The sequence below is a fragment of the Shewanella sp. SW32 genome (assembly GCF_025653365.1).
GTDB lineage: Bacteria > Pseudomonadota > Gammaproteobacteria > Enterobacterales > Shewanellaceae > Shewanella > Shewanella oncorhynchi.
Genome location: NZ_JAKKSJ010000013.1, coordinates 94,381 through 113,208 on the forward strand (window position 1 = coordinate 94,381; position 18,828 = coordinate 113,208).

Sequence of the window (18,828 nt, forward strand, 5' to 3'; positions counted from 1 at the left end):
AATACAGACATTTAAACAAAATATTAACTTTTACTTCCTTTTACGCTTCAAGCCACTTATTATCATTTTCACCAAATTTTAGCGCGAAAGACTAAAAAATATCGTGGATAATAAATTTCAGCAAGACAACCTTATCGGTCAATCCAACGCCCTACTCGAAGTGTTAGAACATGTGTCGCAAATAGCGCCTCTGTCTAAACCCGTACTGATTATTGGTGAACGTGGCACTGGTAAAGAGCTTATTGCCGAACGCTTACATTATCTGTCTAAGCGCTGGGATCAAAGTTTTATTAAGCTAAACTGTTCATCTTTGAGTGAAAATTTACTCGAGAGTGAGTTATTTGGCCATGAGTCAGGAGCCTTTACTGGCGCCAAAGGCAAACACGAAGGCCGCTTTGAGCGCGCCGACGGCGGCACCTTATTCCTCGACGAATTAGCCAACACCTCAGGACTTATCCAAGAAAAGCTCCTGCGCGTCATTGAATATGGCGAATTTGAGCGGGTCGGCGGCAGCAAAACGGTGCAGGCTGATGTTCGTTTAATCTGCGCCGCCAACGAAGATTTACCATCACTTGCTGACGCAGGCGAATTTCGTGCCGACTTGCTCGATAGACTCGCCTTCGATGTAATTACTCTGCCACCACTGCGTTGCCGCCCAGAAGACATAATGACGCTGGCGGAATATTTCGCCGTTGGCATGGCGCGCCAATTAAAGCTGCAGCTATTCAGCGGTTTCAGCGCCCATGCGGTCGAGCAATTAATGACCCACGACTGGCCGGGTAATATCCGTGAACTTAAAAACGTAGTCGAGCGCAGCGTTTACCGTAATGGTGGTGAAAATAGACCCATCGATCATATTACCCTCGATCCCTTTGCTTCACCGTATCGGCCTAAAACTCGGATCAAGACCCGCGAACGTCAAATCACCTCAGTTGCGCCAACAACTGTTGCCAGTACGCCACAATCTGCGCCGATATTTGAGGCTGAAGTACAAGTCAATACTGAGTATTCAACAAATTGCTTTAATTTTCCACTGGATTTTAAAGAGCAAACTGAGAAGTACGAAATGGATCTGATCCAGCAGGCACTTTCAAACAGCCAATATAACCAAAAGAAAACCGCCGACATGCTCGGATTAAGCTACCACCAACTGCGTGGCATCCTTAAAAAGTACAATTTACTTGATAAAGCATAAGCAGATTGCCCACGGGGGAGATGCACTGCTAAAATAGCCGTTCATAGTCGATAAAATAATGATTTATAAATGAGTGTGCTAATTAGACGCCTGTGCCTAACAACTGCAGTTTCTTGCATGAGTTGGTTGTTGGTCGCGTGTGGCCCCCAACGACTCCCTTCTGGTTTGGTGTATTGCTCCGAAGGGAACCCTGAGTCTTTCAATCCGCAATTGGTGACATCTGGCACAACAATCGATGCCACCTCGCATCAAATTTATAGTCGCCTAGTGGATTATGACACTCAGTCAGGCAAGCTTGTCCCTGCCTTGGCGACGAGTTGGGCCATGTCTGATGATGGCTTAAGCTATCGCTTCACTCTCAGGGAAAACGTGCAGTTCCAGCATTCAAAACGTTTTTACCCAACTCGCCCCTTTAATGCCGACGATGTGTTGTTCTCCTTTAATCGTATTATCGATACCCAGCATCCTTATCATTTTGTCTCCCGCACGGGTTATCCCTTCTTCCAAAGTATTGGCTTTTCTCAGCAAGTTAAAGGGATAGAGAAGATAAACGATCATGAAGTGGTCTTTTACTTAACCCGCAAAGACGCTTCTTTTCTGTCGAATTTAGCCACCGACTTTGCGGTGATCTTATCAAACGAATACGCGCAGCAGCAGTTAGCTTTAGGTCATCCTGAAAACGTCGACCACTTTGCCATTGGTACAGGACCGTTCACCTTAGTGCAATACGCTAAAAACGAATATATCCGCTATCGCCGTAATCCCGATTTTTGGGGAGAGCCAGCAAAAATCGATATGCTGGTATTTGATATCACGCCCAAAAGTACAGTTAGGCTCGCTAAGCTTATCGCGGGGGATTGCAGCGTTTCTGCGCTGCCCAAAGCAGGTGAACTGCCTGTTATCAAACAGCATCAAGAATTAAACATCGAATCACAACCAGGTCTTAACGTAGCATTTTGGGCCTTTAATACACAAAAGCCACCGTTAGATGATGTTCGCGTACGTCGTGCACTTGCCTATGCTGTTGATAAACAAAATATCCTGCGAGCGGTTTATCAAAATACTGCCATTGAAGCCACCGGCGTTCTGCCGCCAGCATCATGGGCTTACGAAAATAACAAAGGACTTGTCGATTACAATCCGCAAAAAGCACGCGACCTATTAAAAGAAGCTGGTATAAAAAATCTCAGCATCAATATTTGGGCCATACCGGTTGCCCGCGCTTATAACCCCAATTCGTTGAAAACGGCCGAATTAATTCAATCCGATTTAGCAAACATCGGCGTAAAAGTGAATATCGTCAGTTACGATTGGAGCGTATTTAATCAGAGACTGAGCCGCGACGACTATGATTCTGTGCTGATTGGCTGGAATGCTGATAACAGCGATCCCGATAACTTTTTTAATCCGCTGCTGAGCTGCGCAGCAATGCAATCGAACAACAATCGTTCTCGCTGGTGTAACCCTGAGTTTGATGCCATCTTAAACAGCGCAAGGGAAGTATCAGATCAAGCGGAACGTAAAGTGATTTATCAACAAGCAGAAGCCTTTTTAGCTGAACAAGTACCTATGCTGAGTCTGGCCCATGCCAAACGTGTAGCGTTAACTCGCAGTGATATCAAGGATATGCAGCTTACGCCTTTTGGTGGGATTTCCTTCACCCATACTAGCCAAGCACCACAGGAGGCGAATTAATGTTTACATACCTACTGCGTCGCCTCAATTTATTTCTTGCTACTTCGTTAGTCATGGTAGGTGTCTTATTTTACGCTACAGGCTTGTTTCCAGTTGAGCGCACCTATGCACTCACTGGCATACATACACCGACGGCGACCCAACTGGTTCAAATAGAACAAGACTACAAATTAGATAAAAACCAAGCGTGGCAATTTATCGCTTACCTACAACAAAGGCTTAGCGGTAATTTAGGGATTTCAGTCACGTCACATCAAGAAGTCGCCGAAGAACTCAGTGCCGTCCTGCCCGCCTCCTTCGAACTTGCTGTGATGGCGGGCATTATCGCAATTTGCTTGGGCGTGCCCTTAGGCGTGCTCGCCTCCCAGAGTCAACATAAGCTCACCCAAAATACCATTATGGCGATTACCCTAACGGGCTACTCTGTACCCGTATTCTGGTTAGGCCTTTATCTTTCGCTTTGGTTTGGCGTCGATCTTGGTTGGTTACCAATTTCGGGACAAATCAATTTGCTCTATGAAATCAAGCCCGTCACTGGCTTTATGCTAGTGGATACCTTGTTGTCAGAGTCTGAATACGGCATGTCGGCATTTAAAGATGCCCTGCTGCATATCATTTTGCCTGCCACAACACTGGCCGTGTTACCTTTTACTGTAGTGGTTCGTAGCACCCGTTCGGCAATGGTGAATGTGATGAATCAAACCTTTATCCGCGCCGCCGAAGCCAGAGGCATGCATACTGGCACGATTATACTGCGCCACGCCCTGCCCAATGCGTTAATCCCCGTACTTAAACATTTAGGGCTAATGCTTGGCTCATTTGCCAGTTATGCCATAGTGGTTGAAATGATTTTCTCTTGGCCTGGTGTAGGATCTTGGCTAGTTTCAGGGATTTACCAACGGGACTATACTGTTATCCAAGGTGGGATTTTGGCCGTGGCCCTATTGATTATCTTCCTAAGTATCTTGATTGAAGTGCTGCACACAGCCTTTAATCCACTGAGCAGAAAAGACCTTTATGCCACCAGTTAAAATTTATCAAGAAGATCAAATTGCCTCCCCGACTATGCGGGTTTGGCTTAACTTTTCGGCTAATCCTTTCGCCTTAGCGGGTCTATGGACGATTGCATTTCTGCTCTTGCTAACCCTGTTTGGCCCTATGATTGCGCCCTTTCCGCCAGAGGCACAAGATCCAAGAGCCTTGCTGTTGCCACCCTCTTGGGACCCTTCAGGCACAGTGGCGCACTTTTTAGGGACTGACGATCTCGGCCGCGATATTTTCAGCCGATTATTACACGGCGCGCACTTGACCTTTGGCATGGCGCTGCTGATCGTCGTTACCGCTTTATTCACAGGCTTTATCATAGGGTCGTTGTCGGGCATGATGCGGGGCTTAAAATCCAGTATTCTCGGGCACTTACTCGATGCGCTGTTATCGATTCCTTCATTATTAATGGCCATTTTAGTGGTCGCTGTAATGGGACCAGGGCTTGAAAACGTGTTCTGGGCGGTCGGGATTGCCTTAACCCCACAATTTGTGCGCTCCATACACCAGTCAGTGCATGAAGAATTACAAAAAGAATATGTCACAGCCGCGCGTTTAGACGGCGCGAACTCGATGCAAATTTTTTGGTATGTCATTATGCCAAACGTGTGGGAAGTGGTGATTATTCAAACCACACTTGCCATTTCAGCTGCTATTTTAGATATCGCTGCCCTGGGTTTTTTAAGCTTGGGCGCACAGGCGCCGAGTCCAGAATGGGGCGCAATGGTCGCCCAAGGGATGGATAATTTACTAACTGCACCTTGGGCCGTAACTATCCCAGGCTTAGCGATTCTTTTCAGTGTGCTTTCCATTAACTTGGTTGGCGATGGCCTACGGTCGGCGCTTGCGCCCATCAGAAACTAACTTATGCCCTTACTCGACGTACGAAATCTAACGATTGAACTCGATACGCCCCACGGTAGAGTGCGGGCGCTAGAAAAAGTCAGCTTAACGCTCAATGCCGGCGAAATTCATGGGCTAGTGGGTGAATCAGGCTCAGGACGAAGTTTGTTAGCAAGAGCGATTTTAGGCATCCCCGGCCCCAACTGGACTATTACTGCAGACCGCATGATGTGGGATGGCAATAACTTGATGGCCATGAGCTCAAAAGAGCGTCGTAATCTGATGGGTTCAGACATGGCGATGATCTTCCAAGATCCGTCTGGCAGCTTAGATCCAGCACAAACCGTCGGCAGTCAGTTAATGCAAGCTATGCCTAAAAATCCCAACGCCTATTTTTGGCAACGGCGCAGGCATGCGCGACTTACGGCACAAAAATGGCTGCATAAAGTCGGGATCAAGAATCCGCGTCAGGTGATGTCTAGCTACGCATGGGAATTATCCGAAGGTGAATGCCAAAAGGTGATGATTGCGATGGCGGTTGCTAACCAGCCTCGCCTCTTGATTGCAGACGAACCAACAAGCTCGATGGAGCTCAGCACTCAGGCGCAAATTTTCAGATTATTATCCCAATTAAATCAATTACAAAACGTATCGATTCTATTGATCAGCCACGAACTGGAAACCTTAGCCCAATGGTGCGATCACTTATCCGTGCTCTATTGCGGTCAAGTCATGGAATCTGGGCCGACGGACGAAGTGATTAAGCAGCCTTATCATCCTTACACTAAGGCGTTACTCGAAAATATGCCCGACTATTCAGGCTCAGGTGGTCACAAGGCGATTATGCCTACCCTACCGGGTTCTGCGCCCGCCTTACAGCATTTGCCTATTGGTTGTCGTTTAGGGCCACGCTGCCCTGAAGCACAAAAAAAATGCGTTAATCAGCCAAATTTGAGTCATATCAAAGACCGCTATTTTGCCTGTCATTTCCCTTATCACGGCGAAACCCATAATGACGACCCCACTGCTTAAAGTTAATGACCTTTATAAAAGATATGATACTGGTTATAAAGGCTTTTCCCGCCAATATAACGATGCATTAGCGCCCGTATCTTTTGAACTCGAACGCGGTGAAACCTTAGCGATCGTGGGTGAGGCGGGTTCAGGTAAAAGTACCCTCGCCCGCATTTTAGTCGGTGCAGAGCCCCGCAGCGGCGGCGAGATTTTTTTCGAAGGTGAAGCCTTAGATAGCCGCAATGTGAAGCAAAGATGCCGCTTAATTCGGATGATTTTCCAAGATCCGAATACTTCACTGAACCCGCGCCTAACGATTGGTCAATTACTCGATGAGCCGCTGCGTTTCAACACCCAAATGACTGCGCAATCGCGGCACACCCAAGTGGTCGATACCTTACGAAAAGTAGGTTTATTACCCGAGCACGCGGAGTTTTATCCGCACATGATTTCCGAAGGGCAAAAACAACGAGTCGCAGTAGCACGAGCCTTAATGCTTAATCCTAAAATTATCATTGCCGATGAAGCATTAACCGCTCTGGACCTTTCGGTCCGTTCGCAAATTCTTAATTTGCTGTTAAAACTGCAAAAAGATCTCGGCTTGTCTTATATCTTCGTGTCCCATAATCTCAATATTATTCGCCATGTCAGCGATAAAATTATGGTACTGCACAAAGGTGTAATGGTTGAAAAAGCTGATACAGAACAAATATTTAACTCACCAAAACATGAATACACCCAGAGGTTGGTCCAAGAGCAGAGTCTGTTTGTTCACAAACGCTAAACTGCTCCAACCACTTAAATAATCAGGTGAATTGGCTAAAAATAGGTGCCATTTACCCGCCGAAATATTTATCCTATTGGTCATTTTGATAGAAGAAGCTTAAATATGATTATCAAACCAAAAATTCGTGGATTCATTTGTACCACTACACACCCTGTCGGTTGTGAAGTAAACGTTCAAGAACAAATCACCTTAACTAAAGCAAAAGGCAAGATTGCTAACGGCCCGAAAAAGGTATTAGTGGTCGGTTCATCAAGTGGTTATGGTCTGTCTTCACGTATCGCAGCCGCTTTTGGTAGCGATGCCGCAACGATTGGCGTGTTCTTCGAAAAGCCAGGTACTGAAGCGAAACCAGGTACTGCAGGTTGGTACAACTCTGCCGCTTTCGACAAATTTGCTAAAGCGGAAGGTTTATATTCTAAAAGCATTAACGGCGATGCCTTTAGCCATGAAGCTAAACAAAAAGTCATCGAGCTTATCAAGCAAGATCTTGGTGAAATTGACATGGTTGTTTACTCACTGGCATCACCAGTGCGCAAACTCCCTGATTCAGGTGAGCTTATCCGATCAGCTTTAAAACCCATTGGTGAAACTTACACAGCGACTGCCGTTGATACCAATAAAGACTGCATCATTGAAGCCACCGTTGAACCAGCAACTGAGCAAGAAATTGCCGATACTGTCACTGTTATGGGCGGCGAAGATTGGGAACTGTGGATTAAAGCCTTATCTGAAGCCGGTGTATTAGCCGATAACTGCAAAACCGTAGCCTATAGCTATATAGGTACAGAACTGACGTGGCCAATTTACTGGCACGGCGCCCTTGGCAAGGCCAAGATGGATCTGGACCGCGCAGCAAAAGCGTTAAATGAACAACTGTCAGCCACTGGCGGCAGCGCAAATGTTGCAGTGCTAAAGAGCGTTGTGACTCAAGCGAGTTCGGCCATTCCTGTCATGCCTTTATATATCGCTATGGTATTCAAGAAAATGCGTCAGGAGGGTCTCCATGAAGGTTGTATGGAGCAAATCTATCGCTTATTCAGTGAGCGCCTATTCCGTGCCGATGGTGCAAAACCTGAGACCGACAGTGATAATCGCTTACGTTTAGATGACTGGGAACTGCGTGAAGATATTCAGCAACACTGCCGTAATTTGTGGCCACAAGTGACCACAGAAAACTTATCAGAATTGACTGATTACCGTGAATACAAAGCTGAATTTATTAAGTTATTTGGTTTTGGTATCGAAGGTATTGATTACGATGCCGACGTTAACCCATACGTTGAGTTTGACGTTATCGAACTCTAATCGACTCGATAGCGAATCACTGCTTATCACAAACGTTAAACGCCACTTTTTAGTGGCGTTTTTATTTATAACTCCCAGATTAAGATGCGCTACACTAGCTGCAGTTGACCCCTAATAATCCCTCAATAAGGAAAATCAATGAAAATTAGCGCAAGAAACACCCTCAGCGGTACAATCAAATCCATAGAAATGGGCGCTGTAAACAATGAAGTGACAATCGAACTTGCACCCGGTGTCGTACTGACCTCTGTGGTGACTAAAGCTTCCTGTGAGCGCCTAGGGCTCAAAGTGGGTGATTCGGCTTATGCCCTCATCAAAGCCAGCAGCGTAATGATTGGCGTTGATGATTAACCATTCAATTCAGTAACGTGGCGATTGAAGTAATGGAATATGGAGTCTGACAGTGTTGCTATAGAGGATATCCTTCGAACTTCATAGGTACACTTTATCGAATTAAAAAACAAAAAGGCCAAGTGAACTCACTTGGCCTTTTCTATTTAATCAGTCGGATAGTAAATTTAATAACTCGCTATCCTCACTGAAATTATTCTTCTACAGGGTAAAGCACCTTAGCATTGGCTTTAAGCGAATCGATCAAGCCACGGTAGTCTGCTTCACTGTATTGTGCGTTCAGACGTTGTTTAAGTGCATTAACTAGCTCATCACTCACACCTTCTGCAGCGTTGACTTTATCCAGTGCAACCACAGCATAACCGTTTGCTAAACCAACGGTATCGACAACAGGAGTTGTACTTGGTGTTGGCATTTGGAACGCTTTGCCTACAATCGCAGCATCAACGTCTTGCGCGCCACGGCCTAGTTTCGCTTTAGACACTAAACCAAGATCAGTTGCACCCGCTTTAACTTGTGCCATCAGCTCCTGTGCTTTTGCACGGGCGGCTTCGTTTGCTTGATCTTGCTTCAAGCGCTCAGTGATGTTGGCTTTCACTTCAGCTAAGGCCAAAGTACCCGCATCGTGATGTTCTTTCACTCGGATAACAACCACATGGTTAGGTTCAAGCTCAATCACTTCACTGTTTAAACCTTTCAGCATTACAGTTTCAGAGAAGGCCGCTTTAACTAAGTCAGGCTTATTTAGCTCAGCAGGTGCGTTATCGCGAGAAAACAGTGCTGTAGTCTTAACATCAACGCCAACAGCTTTTGCGGTTTCAGATAGTGTATCTGGCACTTCATAGCTGGTATCCGCTAATTTACTTTGTAAGCTATAGAACTGGTCAACCGCTTTCTTATCTTGCAATTGAGCCACTATCTTAGCTTTCACATCAGCAAACGGTACAGTCGCGCCAGATTGCACATCTAATAGCTTGATAATGTGGAAACCAAAGTCTGTTTTAACCACCGCAGAATGTTGGCCTTTATTTAATGCAAATAAAGCGGCATCAAATGCGGGGTCCATTACACCAGGTTCAAACCAATCCAGTTTACCGCCCTGCTCTGCACTCAAAGTATCATCAGAGTTAGCTTTAGCCAGATCAGCAAAATCGGCACCGCTATCTAATTGCTTAGCGAGATCTTCAGCCTTGGCTTTTGCTGCCGCTTCATCGTTACCTGGCATAACCAAAATATGCGCGGCAAGACGCTTCTCGTTAGAAACATATTGTGCTTTATGTTCTTCGTAATACGTTTGTGCTTCTTCATCAGAAACTGGATTATTTTTAGCAAAATCAGCAGCATTCAGTTCAACATATTCTAAGCTCACCATCTCAGGGCTCATAAACTGCCCTTGGTTTGCGTCATAATAGTTTTTCACTTGCTCGTCAGTCACAACCGCTGTCGCTAAGAATGGTGCAGAATCGACAATAACATAGCGCACATCACGGGTTTGGCCTTGTAACTCAGCCAATTGCTTAGCTTCACCAGGTAACACGAATTCAGTACCCACAAGGGCTGCAGTTAACTGACGACGGGTCATATCGACACGCATCATGTCTCTGAAAGTCTGTGGCTGATAACCTAACTGACGCAGAATTGCCTGATAACGATCGTTATCAAATTTGCCATCAGTTTGAAATGCCGGTTCAGCTCTCATTGCAGCAACAATTTGCTCGTCAGATACACGTAGACCCATAGCCTTAGCAGCTTGATCTATCAACTTGTCAGCCACTAAGCGTTCTAATACGCTCTGCTTAATGCTTTGTAAGTATTTTTCGTCAGCAGATAACGCAGCAAACATTTCACCTAGCTGTTGCTCCATGCGAGAGCGCTCGCTCTGGTACGCCTGCTCTAGCTCGGCTTTAGTGATCTTGTCACCGTTCACTTCTGCCGCAGGCACATCAGTTGTTGAACCTAAGTAACTACTGACTCCTGCAAATGCAAAAGATAAAATCACAAGTACGAGAATGCCTTTAGCAATCACGCCTTGCGAACCATCGCGGATCTTTTCTAACATCAGATTTCTCGCTTGTTGCGATTAACAAAATAAAAAGGCGCATCAGGTTGAGATGCGCCTTTCTGTAATTTATGGGGAATATTCAGACGCTACCACTGGTAAATTCTAAAACCCCGAGTAATGGTAGAAATTAAGCTTCATATTCCATTACTTTCAATTCGTAAAAAGCACTGATAAACAGTGCTTGTCATTACGAACGCCTTACAAAGGCTACGATATTAATGATTAATTAACAGCGTCTTTCAGTGCTTTACCAGCTTTGAATGCAGGAATTTTAGCTGCTGCGATTTTGATTTCTTCACCCGTTTGTGGGTTGCGACCAGTACGCTCAGCGCGTTCACGCACTTCAAAAGTACCAAAACCAACAAGAGAAATTTTATCACCTTCTTTCAGACCTTCGGTCACAGCAGCGATAAAAGAATCCAGTGCTCGGCCAGCAGCGGCTTTAGAAATGTCAGCACCAGATGCGATTTTCTCGATTAGTTCAGATTTGTTCATGTCATCCCCTTGAATGTAATTTTTTTGCGCCGCAACCAAATCCGTCTCTAGAGCGGTCTGCGGAGGCTTTTATAACAAGCTTGAATTCAAAGTTCAAGCTGAGTTCGAAAACCAAAGAATTAAAACTGGATACAGCTCAAAGCCAGTTGCGCCAAGGGCTTGGAGCAGCTGGCTCTCCACAGACCTAGGCTACCACAGGTCTGCGCTTTGTTAAGCCCCTTTTTTCATTTTTTTTAACGTGATAGCGCAATTTCTTGCGTTATGCCAAGTTTTTAACCACTTCGAAGCCTTCCACCGGCCTTTCTAGGGCCAGTTTTAACACTTCATCGACCCAACGCACGGGACGAATTTCTAAATCGGCAATCACATTGGCAGGAATTTCTTCCAAATCACGCTCGTTTTCTTTTGGAATAAGCACCAATTTTATGCCGCCGCGGTGTGCTGCTAGCAGTTTTTCTTTCAAACCACCGATAGGTAACACTTCACCACGTAAGGTTATTTCACCTGTCATGGCCACATCAGCACGCACGGGGTTACCCGTTAAGCTTGATACTAACGCGGTACACATAGCCGCACCGGCAGATGGACCATCTTTGGGTGTCGCACCTTCTGGCACATGCACGTGGATATCACGCTTCTCGTAGAAATCCGCATTGATACCTAATTGTTCCGCACGGGCGCGAACAACTGTCATCGCTGCTTGAATCGACTCTTGCATCACGTCGCCAAGGGAACCGGTATAGGTTAACTTCCCTTTACCTGGCACTGAGGTTGCTTCAATCGTCAGTAAGTCACCGCCCACCTGAGTCCAAGCTAAGCCAGTCACTTGACCGATTTGGTTCTTAGACTCGGCTTTGCCGTAATCAAAGCGCTGCACGCCAAGGAAAGACTTAAGATTCTCTTGGTTGACAGTCACAGACTTGACAGACTTATCGAGCAAAATCATTTTCACGACTTTACGGCAAATCTTAGACAATTCACGCTCGAGTGAACGCACACCAGCTTCACGGGTGTAATAACGGATAATGCCAACGATAGCACTATCATCGACTTTAATTTCAGTGGCTTTTAAACCATTGCGCTCGATTTGCTTATTCAGCAAATGTTGCTTAGCAATATTCAGTTTCTCGTCTTCGGTGTAACCCGATAAACGAATGACTTCCATACGGTCAAGTAGTGGCCCAGGAATATCCATGGAGTTTGACGTTGCAACAAACATCACATCGGATAGGTCGTAATCGACTTCGAGGTAATGATCGTTAAAGGTCGCATTTTGCTCAGGATCTAACACTTCTAATAAAGCAGAAGCCGGATCGCCGCGCATATCAGAACTCATCTTGTCGATTTCATCAAGCAAGAATAACGGGTTTTTCACGCCGACTTTAGCCATCTTTTGAATGACTTTACCTGGCATAGACCCAATGTAAGTACGGCGATGACCACGGATTTCCGCTTCATCACGCACGCCACCGAGGGCAACACGCACATACTTACGACCGGTCGCCTTAGCGATCGATTGACCTAGCGAGGTTTTACCCACACCTGGTGGCCCCACTAAACACAGGATTGGCCCTTTAAGCTGGCGCACTCGGCTTTGGACTGCCAAATATTCCAAGATACGTTCTTTGACTTTTTCAAGACCAAAATGATCAGTGTCGAGTACTTCTTGGGCTTTGGCTAAATCACGTTTGATTTTAGAGCGTTGGCTCCAAGGCACAGCCGTCATCCAATCGACATAACTGCGAACCACCGTCGCTTCAGCCGACATTGGTGACATCATGCGTAACTTGTTAAGCTCGGCGAGGGCTTTCTCTTTCGCCTCAGCGGGCATGTTAGCCTCTTCAATCTTACGATTTAAGGCTTCAAATTCGTCATGGCCTTCATCTAGGTCACCCAGTTCTTTCTGGATGGCTTTCATCTGTTCGTTCAGATAGTACTCACGCTGACTCTTTTCCATCTGTTTTTTAACGCGAGTCCGGATACGTTTCTCAACCTGTAATAGGTCGATCTCCGATTCCATCATCGCCATTAGATATTCCAGACGTTCGCCGACGTTGACCATCTCAAGCACAGATTGCTTATCTTCAAGCTTAAGTGGCATGTGTGCGGCCATAGTATCGGCCAGACGCGCCGCTTCATCGATACCCGATAAAGAGGTCAAGACTTCTGGCGGGATCTTTTTGTTCAGCTTGATATAACCTTCAAACTGACCAATAGCACTGCGCACTAACACTTCTTCTTCTTTGTCTTCCAGCGGTTCTGATTCCAGATACTCAGCCTTAGCCACAAAGAATTCTGTTTCTTGGGTATAACGGGTAATACGGGCGCGACGACCGCCTTCAACCAGCACTTTGACTGTGCCGTCTGGCAGCTTAAGTAACTGTAAAATAGAGGCAACCGTACCCACTTCGAAGATGTCATCTTTTGATGGTTCATCGAGTTCGGCATCACGCTGCGCCACTAAAATAATTTGCTTATCCTGCGCCATTGCGGTTTCGAGACATCGAATAGATTTTTCTCGTCCGACAAATAACGGAATTACCATATGGGGATAGACCACCACATCTCGCAGTGGCAGCACGGGGAGTTCGATATGCGCTTCACGCTCTTGGGTCATAGTTCGATTCCGTTTTGGTGAAATGGATTAATACTGGAGTATATTGGGACGCTTTATGGAGTTTCAATGGCTAATACGAAAAAAGGAGTCCATTGGACTCCTTGTTTTTCAGTTTATTAGCGATCAGTACAATTATTGTTCGCCTGATGCCACTTGGGCCTCATTGTGCTCGTAAATCAAGATTGGGGCTGATTCCCCTTTCACGACTGATTCATCCACAACGGCCTTCACCACACCGTCAACGGATGGGATATCGTACATAGTATCCAGCAGAATACTTTCAACGATGGAGCGTAGGCCACGGGCACCTGTCTTGCGAGACATGGCTTTGTGAGCAATCGCTTTAAGCGCATCTTCGCGGAACTCAAGCTCAACCCCTTCCATCTCAAATAACGCACTGTATTGCTTAGTTAGGGCATTTTTAGGTTGAGATAGAATTTGTACTAAAGCTTCTTCATCCAGCTCAGTCAGAGTCGCAACCACTGGTAGACGACCAATAAACTCAGGGATTAAACCGTATTTGACTAAATCGCCAGGTTCTACTTGTGATAACGTTTCAGAGATCGTCGCCTTCTCTTTCTCGCCTTTTACCTGTGCACCAAAACCGATACCCGAGCCAACGTGCGCACGTTGCTCAATCACTTTCTCAAGCCCTGCAAACGCACCACCACAGATAAACAGGATCTTAGAAGTATCGACTTGTAAGAATTCTTGCTGTGGATGCTTACGGCCACCTTGTGGTGGAACCGCGGCAACAGTGCCTTCAATCAACTTAAGCAGCGCTTGCTGTACACCCTCACCCGATACGTCACGGGTGATTGATGGATTGTCTGACTTACGGCTAATTTTATCGATTTCATCGATATAAACGATACCACGCTGCGCCTTCTCAACATCGTAGTCGCACTTTTGGAGCAACTTTTGAATGATGTTTTCAACGTCTTCACCCACATAACCCGCTTCAGTCAGCGTAGTAGCATCTGCCATAGTGAAAGGCACATTGAGTGAGCGCGCAAGGGTTTCAGCCAGTAGAGTTTTACCGCTACCCGTTGGACCGATAAGCAAAATATTACTCTTGCCCAGCTCGATGCCATCTTTAGGCGATGCATTTTTTAAACGCTTATAGTGGTTATACACTGCCACAGAAAGCACTTTTTTCGCTCTGTCTTGGCCAATAACATAATCGTCTAAATGTGCACGCAACTCATGTGGTGTCGGTAATTTATCGCTATCACGCTTTGGAGAGATTTCTTTAATCTCTTCACGAATGATGTCGTTACATAACTCAACACATTCGTCGCATACATACACTGATGGGCCAGCAATGAGTTTTCTGACTTCATGCTGGCTCTTTCCGCAAAAAGAGCAGTACAGCAATTTACCGCTGTCACCATTATTTTTGTTGTCGCCCATTAATTACCTCATTTGCAGTCTGCTCTACTGCCTGTCTTAAATTTGCTTAACTTTTACAAAGCATAGCTCAGTCAAAAGCAAAAATCAGCCGCGTTTCGTCATCACAGAGTCAACTAAGCCATATTCGACGGCTTGAGTTGCACTCATGAAGTTGTCACGATCGGTATCGCGTTCAATCACTTCGAGCGGTTGACCTGTGTGTTCAGCGAGCATTAGGTTAAGCTTATTTTTAATGCCTAAGATTTCTTTGGCATGAATAGCAATATCTGATGCTTGACCTTGGAAACCACCCAGCGGTTGATGGATCATCACGCGAGAGTTTGGTAAACAGTGACGCTTACCCTTCTCACCACCAGCTAACAAGAAAGCGCCCATACTAGCGGCTTGGCCGATACAGACAGTGCTAACATTCGGTTTGATAAACTGCATGGTATCATAAATCGCCATGCCTGCGGTGACAGAGCCACCAGGAGAGTTAATGTATAAAAAGATATCTTTATCTGGGCTTTCTGATTCTAAGAATAATAATTGCGCCACGATAAGGTTTGCCATGTGTTCTTCAACTTGACCGACCAAAAAGATAATCCGCTCTTTCAACAAACGAGAATAAATATCGTATGAGCGTTCACCCTTAGCAGTCTGTTCGATCACCATAGGCACTAAAGCACTTTGTATGTCTGACGCATTATGCATTATTCACTTCCCTAAATAAAAATGGCTCGCATGAGGAGCCTCATACGAGCCATTATAAATGGCGAACAGCTAATCAAGTCAAGCTTAGCTTATGCGCGACCGGTAGCCTTGTTCATAAATTCTTCAAAAGCGACTTGTTTTTCGGTCACTTTGGCAGATTTCAACAGTGCTTCAACCGCTTGCTCTTCTAAAGCAACGTTGCGCATGTTTTGCATCAGCTCTTTGTTGCTGTTGTAATAAGCAACAACTTCACTTGGATCTTCGTAGGCAGAAGCCATAGAAGCGATCAAGCCTTGTACGCGTTCATCTTCCGCTTTCAGTTCGTTAGTCTTGATGACTTCGCCTAATAGCAGACCGATTTTAACACGACGTGCAGCTTGTTCAGTGAACAATTCAGCTGGCAGTTCTGGCATGTTAGCTGATTGGCCGCCAAAACGTTGCATGGCTTGTTGACGCAGAACGTTAACTTCGCCATCGATCAATGCTTTTGGCAAAGTGATATCGTTGTTAGCTAACAGACCATTGATCACTTGCTCTTTCACGTTAGCTTTTAACGCTTGCTCAAGTTCACGGTTCATGTTTTTACGGATTTCAGTTTTAAGGGCTTCTAAGCCACCTTCACTGATACCGAACAGAGCAGCAAACTCATCGTTTACTTCTGGCAGGTTAGCCGCTTGCACTTCAGTCAGCGTAATCGCAAACTTAGCCGCTTTACCTTTCAGGTTTTCAGCGTGATATTCTTCAGGGAAGTTCACGTCGATAACAAATTCTTCGCCCGCTTTGTGACCTAAGATACCTGCTTCAAAACCAGGGATCATACGGCCGCTACCTAGTTGCAGTTCGAAATCATCAGCTTTGCCGCCTTCAAATTCTTCACCGTCAACTGAGCCAACAAAGTTCATTTTCACTTTGTCGCCATCAGCAGCTTCACGCTCAACAGCAGCGAAAGTCGCGTGTTGTTTACGTAAGGTTTCAATCATAGTGTCAACGTCAGCGTCAGTCACTTCCGCTTTTGGCTGTTCTACTTCGATTGCATCTAAGCCTTTCAGCTCAACTTCTGGATAGATTTCAAAGGTAGCGATAAATTCGAATTTTTCGCCATCAGTAGAACCAGGAACAAAAGTCGGTGCACCCGCTGGGTTTAACTTCTCAGCAATAATTGCTTCGATGAAGTTACGTTGCATCACTTCACCCATGATGTCTTGACGAATCGCTGCGCCGTAACGTTTGTTTATAACAGTAACAGGCACTTTACCAGGACGGAAACCTGGGATACGAGCACGCTTAGCTTCACGTTGTAAACTGTCTTTAACCAGCTTTTCAATTTGTTCAGCAGGAACAGAAATGGTCAGGCGACGCTCTAGGCCTTGGGTTGCTTCAACAGAAACTTGCATTGTTTTACCTCGAAATTTGTCTAACGTCCTTTGTAATAGCCGATTCATCAACTATTCAGGTATTCGTTTCTTGATCATTAAATTTGACTACAATGCCCACCACAACTGGCTTTAGGCACAGGTCGCTCATAGTTGATATCTATCAAGACGCGACATTATAGCCACCGTTTTCTGCAGAGTCGAGCCTCAACAGCCGAATCTGGGGTATAAAAAAAGCGACACAAGGTCGCTTTTTTTAATTTGTACTCAAAGTACTAAAATTGGGGTGACTGATGGGGCTCGAACCCACGACAACCGGAATCACAATCCGGGACTCTACCAACTGAGCTACAATCACCACTGAAACTGGTACGCCCGGCAGGATTCGAACCTGCGACCACCCGCTTAGAAGGCGGGTGCTCTATCCAACTGAGCTACGGGCGCATGGTTTACAGAATTTTCTGTATCCTAACCGATTTGGAAAGCATTTATGCTAACCCTATCATTTGCCTATTTTAGTTCAAATTATTTTTGAATTCATTGAAGCAAACGACAATAAAGTGGTCGGTGATAGAGGATTCGAACCTCTGACCCTCTGGTCCCAAACCAGATGCGCTACCGGACTGCGCTAATCACCGAAGGTCTTACATTTTACTTGGTATCAACTCAGAGGGTTCCCTCTGGCCCGCTCTCATCCAAAATCTGGATGCACTATCGGACTGCGCTAATCACCGAAGGTCTTATATGACAGTTTCAGCGCAAGATGAACACATCTGCCTGAGAACGGAGCGCATCTTATCCCCTCACTTTACACCCGTCAACGATTTTTTTTTCGTTCGACTCTAGGTGCTGAATTATCAGGCTAATCTGGTTTTTTTTATCCACTTGGCAACGGCTTTAACCATGACACAGTAGCTGTGCCCTGTTAAAATAGCCACGATTGCCAATCTCTGTGTTAACTACTGTTTTCACCATCGCCCATATAAAGGATATCCTACACCCATGACAGCCCAAATAATCGACGGCAAGGCGATTGCTCAATCCATCCGCACTAAGCTCAGCGAAAAAGTCACCGCCCGCAAAGAGGCTGGACAACGCGTACCGGGTTTAGCCGTAATATTAGTGGGAGCCGATCCGGCATCACAAGTTTATGTTGGCAGTAAACGTAAGGCTTGTGAAGAAGTTGGATTTATTTCTCGTTCATACGATTTAGAAACAAACTGCACTGAAGATGAATTACTCAACCTGATTGATAGTCTTAATGATGATCCGACAATTGATGGCATCTTAGTGCAACTGCCATTACCCGCGCATATCGAAGACTCAAAAGTCATCGAGCGTATCCGCCCAGATAAAGACGTCGATGGATTTCACCCGTACAACGTCGGCCGTTTAGCCCAGCGTATTCCGGTGCTGCGCTCTTGTACCCCAATGGGCATAATGACACTCATCAAATCCACCGGCGTTGATACCTATGGTTTAGATGCTGTTGTGGTTGGCGCATCGAATATTGTCGGCCGCCCAATGACCTTAGAGTTGCTGCTTGCTGGCTGCACCACCACTACTTGCCACCGCTTCACTAAGAATCTCGAACAAAAAATCCGTCAGGCAGATCTCGTGGTCGTTGCAGTGGGTAAACCCGGCTTTATTCCTGGCGAGTGGATCAAGCCTGGCGCGATTGTAATAGATGTGGGTATTAACCGTTTAGATAACGGCACCTTAGTCGGCGATGTGCAATATGACATTGCTGCGCAAAATGCCAGCTTTATCACTCCAGTCCCCGGCGGTGTCGGCCCGATGACGATTGCAAGCCTATTAGAAAACACCTTATATGCCGCCGAGCAGTATCATTACTAGGTTCTAGGTTCTAGGTTCTAGGTTCTAGGTTCTAGGTTCTAGGTTCTAGGTTCTAGGTTCTAGGTTCTAGGTTCTAGGTTCTAG

General features: G+C 45.8%; 15 protein-coding genes and 3 tRNA genes. 9 read left to right on the forward strand and 9 right to left on the reverse strand.

Annotation, left to right across the window (positions count from 1 at the left end):
• Positions 1-103: 103 nt before the first annotated feature.
• The 8 genes from pspF to L5M28_RS09850 all read left to right on the forward strand — a co-directional run bounded on the left by pspF (position 104) and on the right by L5M28_RS09850 (position 8,234).
• Entirely contained in the window at positions 104-1,195 is a 1,092-nt protein-coding gene (gene pspF / locus L5M28_RS09815; RefSeq protein WP_263197631.1) for a phage shock protein operon transcriptional activator, read from the forward strand.
• Positions 1,196-1,264: 69 nt separating this feature from the next.
• The gene (locus L5M28_RS09820; RefSeq protein ID WP_028760460.1) at positions 1,265-2,890 is read left to right on the forward strand and encodes an ABC transporter substrate-binding protein; all 1,626 of its coding nucleotides are present in this window, start codon (positions 1,265-1,267) and stop codon (positions 2,888-2,890) included.
• Positions 2,890-3,921: an ABC transporter permease gene (locus tag L5M28_RS09825; RefSeq protein ID WP_028760461.1), complete on the forward strand. Its 1,032-nt coding sequence runs from the start codon at positions 2,890-2,892 to the stop codon at positions 3,919-3,921. The genes L5M28_RS09820 and L5M28_RS09825 overlap by 1 nt, the downstream gene beginning before the upstream one ends.
• Positions 3,908-4,798 carry an ABC transporter permease subunit gene (locus tag L5M28_RS09830; RefSeq protein WP_006081133.1) on the forward strand — a complete coding sequence of 297 codons (891 nt, stop codon included), beginning with the start codon at positions 3,908-3,910 and terminating at the stop codon, positions 4,796-4,798. The genes L5M28_RS09825 and L5M28_RS09830 overlap by 14 nt, the downstream gene beginning before the upstream one ends.
• Before the next feature lie 3 nt (positions 4,799-4,801).
• Positions 4,802-5,809, forward strand: coding sequence for an oligopeptide/dipeptide ABC transporter ATP-binding protein (locus L5M28_RS09835; protein WP_113938851.1), 1,008 nt, complete (start codon positions 4,802-4,804; stop codon positions 5,807-5,809).
• Positions 5,790-6,575, forward strand: coding sequence for an ATP-binding cassette domain-containing protein (locus L5M28_RS09840; RefSeq protein ID WP_263197629.1), 786 nt, complete (start codon positions 5,790-5,792; stop codon positions 6,573-6,575). The genes L5M28_RS09835 and L5M28_RS09840 overlap by 20 nt, the downstream gene beginning before the upstream one ends.
• Positions 6,576-6,680: 105 nt before the next feature.
• Positions 6,681-7,883 carry an enoyl-ACP reductase FabV gene (gene fabV, locus L5M28_RS09845; protein ID WP_105252933.1) on the forward strand — a complete coding sequence of 401 codons (1,203 nt, stop codon included), beginning with the start codon at positions 6,681-6,683 and terminating at the stop codon, positions 7,881-7,883.
• 138 nt (positions 7,884-8,021) lie between these two features.
• Positions 8,022-8,234 (forward strand): molybdopterin-binding protein, encoded by a 213-nt coding sequence (locus L5M28_RS09850; protein ID WP_006085368.1) that lies wholly within the window; start codon positions 8,022-8,024, stop codon positions 8,232-8,234.
• 193 nt (positions 8,235-8,427) lie between these two features.
• On the opposite strand, the gene L5M28_RS09855 is transcribed toward L5M28_RS09850, so the two are convergent.
• From L5M28_RS09855 to L5M28_RS09895, 9 genes are all read right to left on the reverse strand, one after another.
• Positions 8,428-10,293: a SurA N-terminal domain-containing protein gene (locus L5M28_RS09855; protein WP_028760465.1), complete on the reverse strand. Its 1,866-nt coding sequence runs from the start codon at positions 10,291-10,293 to the stop codon at positions 8,428-8,430.
• 225 nt (positions 10,294-10,518) lie between these two features.
• Positions 10,519-10,791, reverse strand: coding sequence for a nucleoid-associated protein HU-beta (gene hupB, locus L5M28_RS09860; RefSeq protein ID WP_006081127.1), 273 nt, complete (start codon positions 10,789-10,791; stop codon positions 10,519-10,521).
• Between the two features lie 259 nt (positions 10,792-11,050).
• A complete protein-coding gene (lon, locus tag L5M28_RS09865; protein WP_105252934.1) occupies positions 11,051-13,408 on the reverse strand; it encodes an endopeptidase La in 2,358 nt (785 codons plus the stop codon).
• A 132-nt stretch (positions 13,409-13,540) separates the two neighbouring features.
• On the reverse strand, positions 13,541-14,821 hold the full coding sequence (gene clpX / locus L5M28_RS09870; RefSeq protein WP_028760467.1) for an ATP-dependent protease ATP-binding subunit ClpX: 1,281 nt from the start codon (positions 14,819-14,821) through the stop codon (positions 13,541-13,543).
• Between the two features lie 84 nt (positions 14,822-14,905).
• The gene (gene clpP / locus L5M28_RS09875) at positions 14,906-15,514 is read right to left on the reverse strand and encodes an ATP-dependent Clp endopeptidase proteolytic subunit ClpP (RefSeq protein WP_063883148.1); all 609 of its coding nucleotides are present in this window, start codon (positions 15,512-15,514) and stop codon (positions 14,906-14,908) included.
• Between the two features lie 89 nt (positions 15,515-15,603).
• Entirely contained in the window at positions 15,604-16,908 is a 1,305-nt protein-coding gene (gene tig, locus L5M28_RS09880) for a trigger factor (RefSeq protein ID WP_028760469.1), read from the reverse strand.
• Positions 16,909-17,169: 261 nt separating this feature from the next.
• Positions 17,170-17,245 (reverse strand) — tRNA-His (locus L5M28_RS09885).
• Between the two features lie 9 nt (positions 17,246-17,254).
• Positions 17,255-17,331, reverse strand: a tRNA-Arg gene (locus L5M28_RS09890).
• Between the two features lie 117 nt (positions 17,332-17,448).
• A tRNA-Pro gene (locus tag L5M28_RS09895) sits at positions 17,449-17,525 on the reverse strand.
• A gap of 364 nt (positions 17,526-17,889) precedes the next feature.
• On the opposite strand from L5M28_RS09895, the gene folD reads away from it, so the two are divergent.
• Entirely contained in the window at positions 17,890-18,744 is an 855-nt protein-coding gene (gene folD / locus L5M28_RS09900; protein ID WP_263197627.1) for a bifunctional methylenetetrahydrofolate dehydrogenase/methenyltetrahydrofolate cyclohydrolase FolD, read from the forward strand.
• The last annotated feature ends 84 nt before the right edge of the window (positions 18,745-18,828 follow it).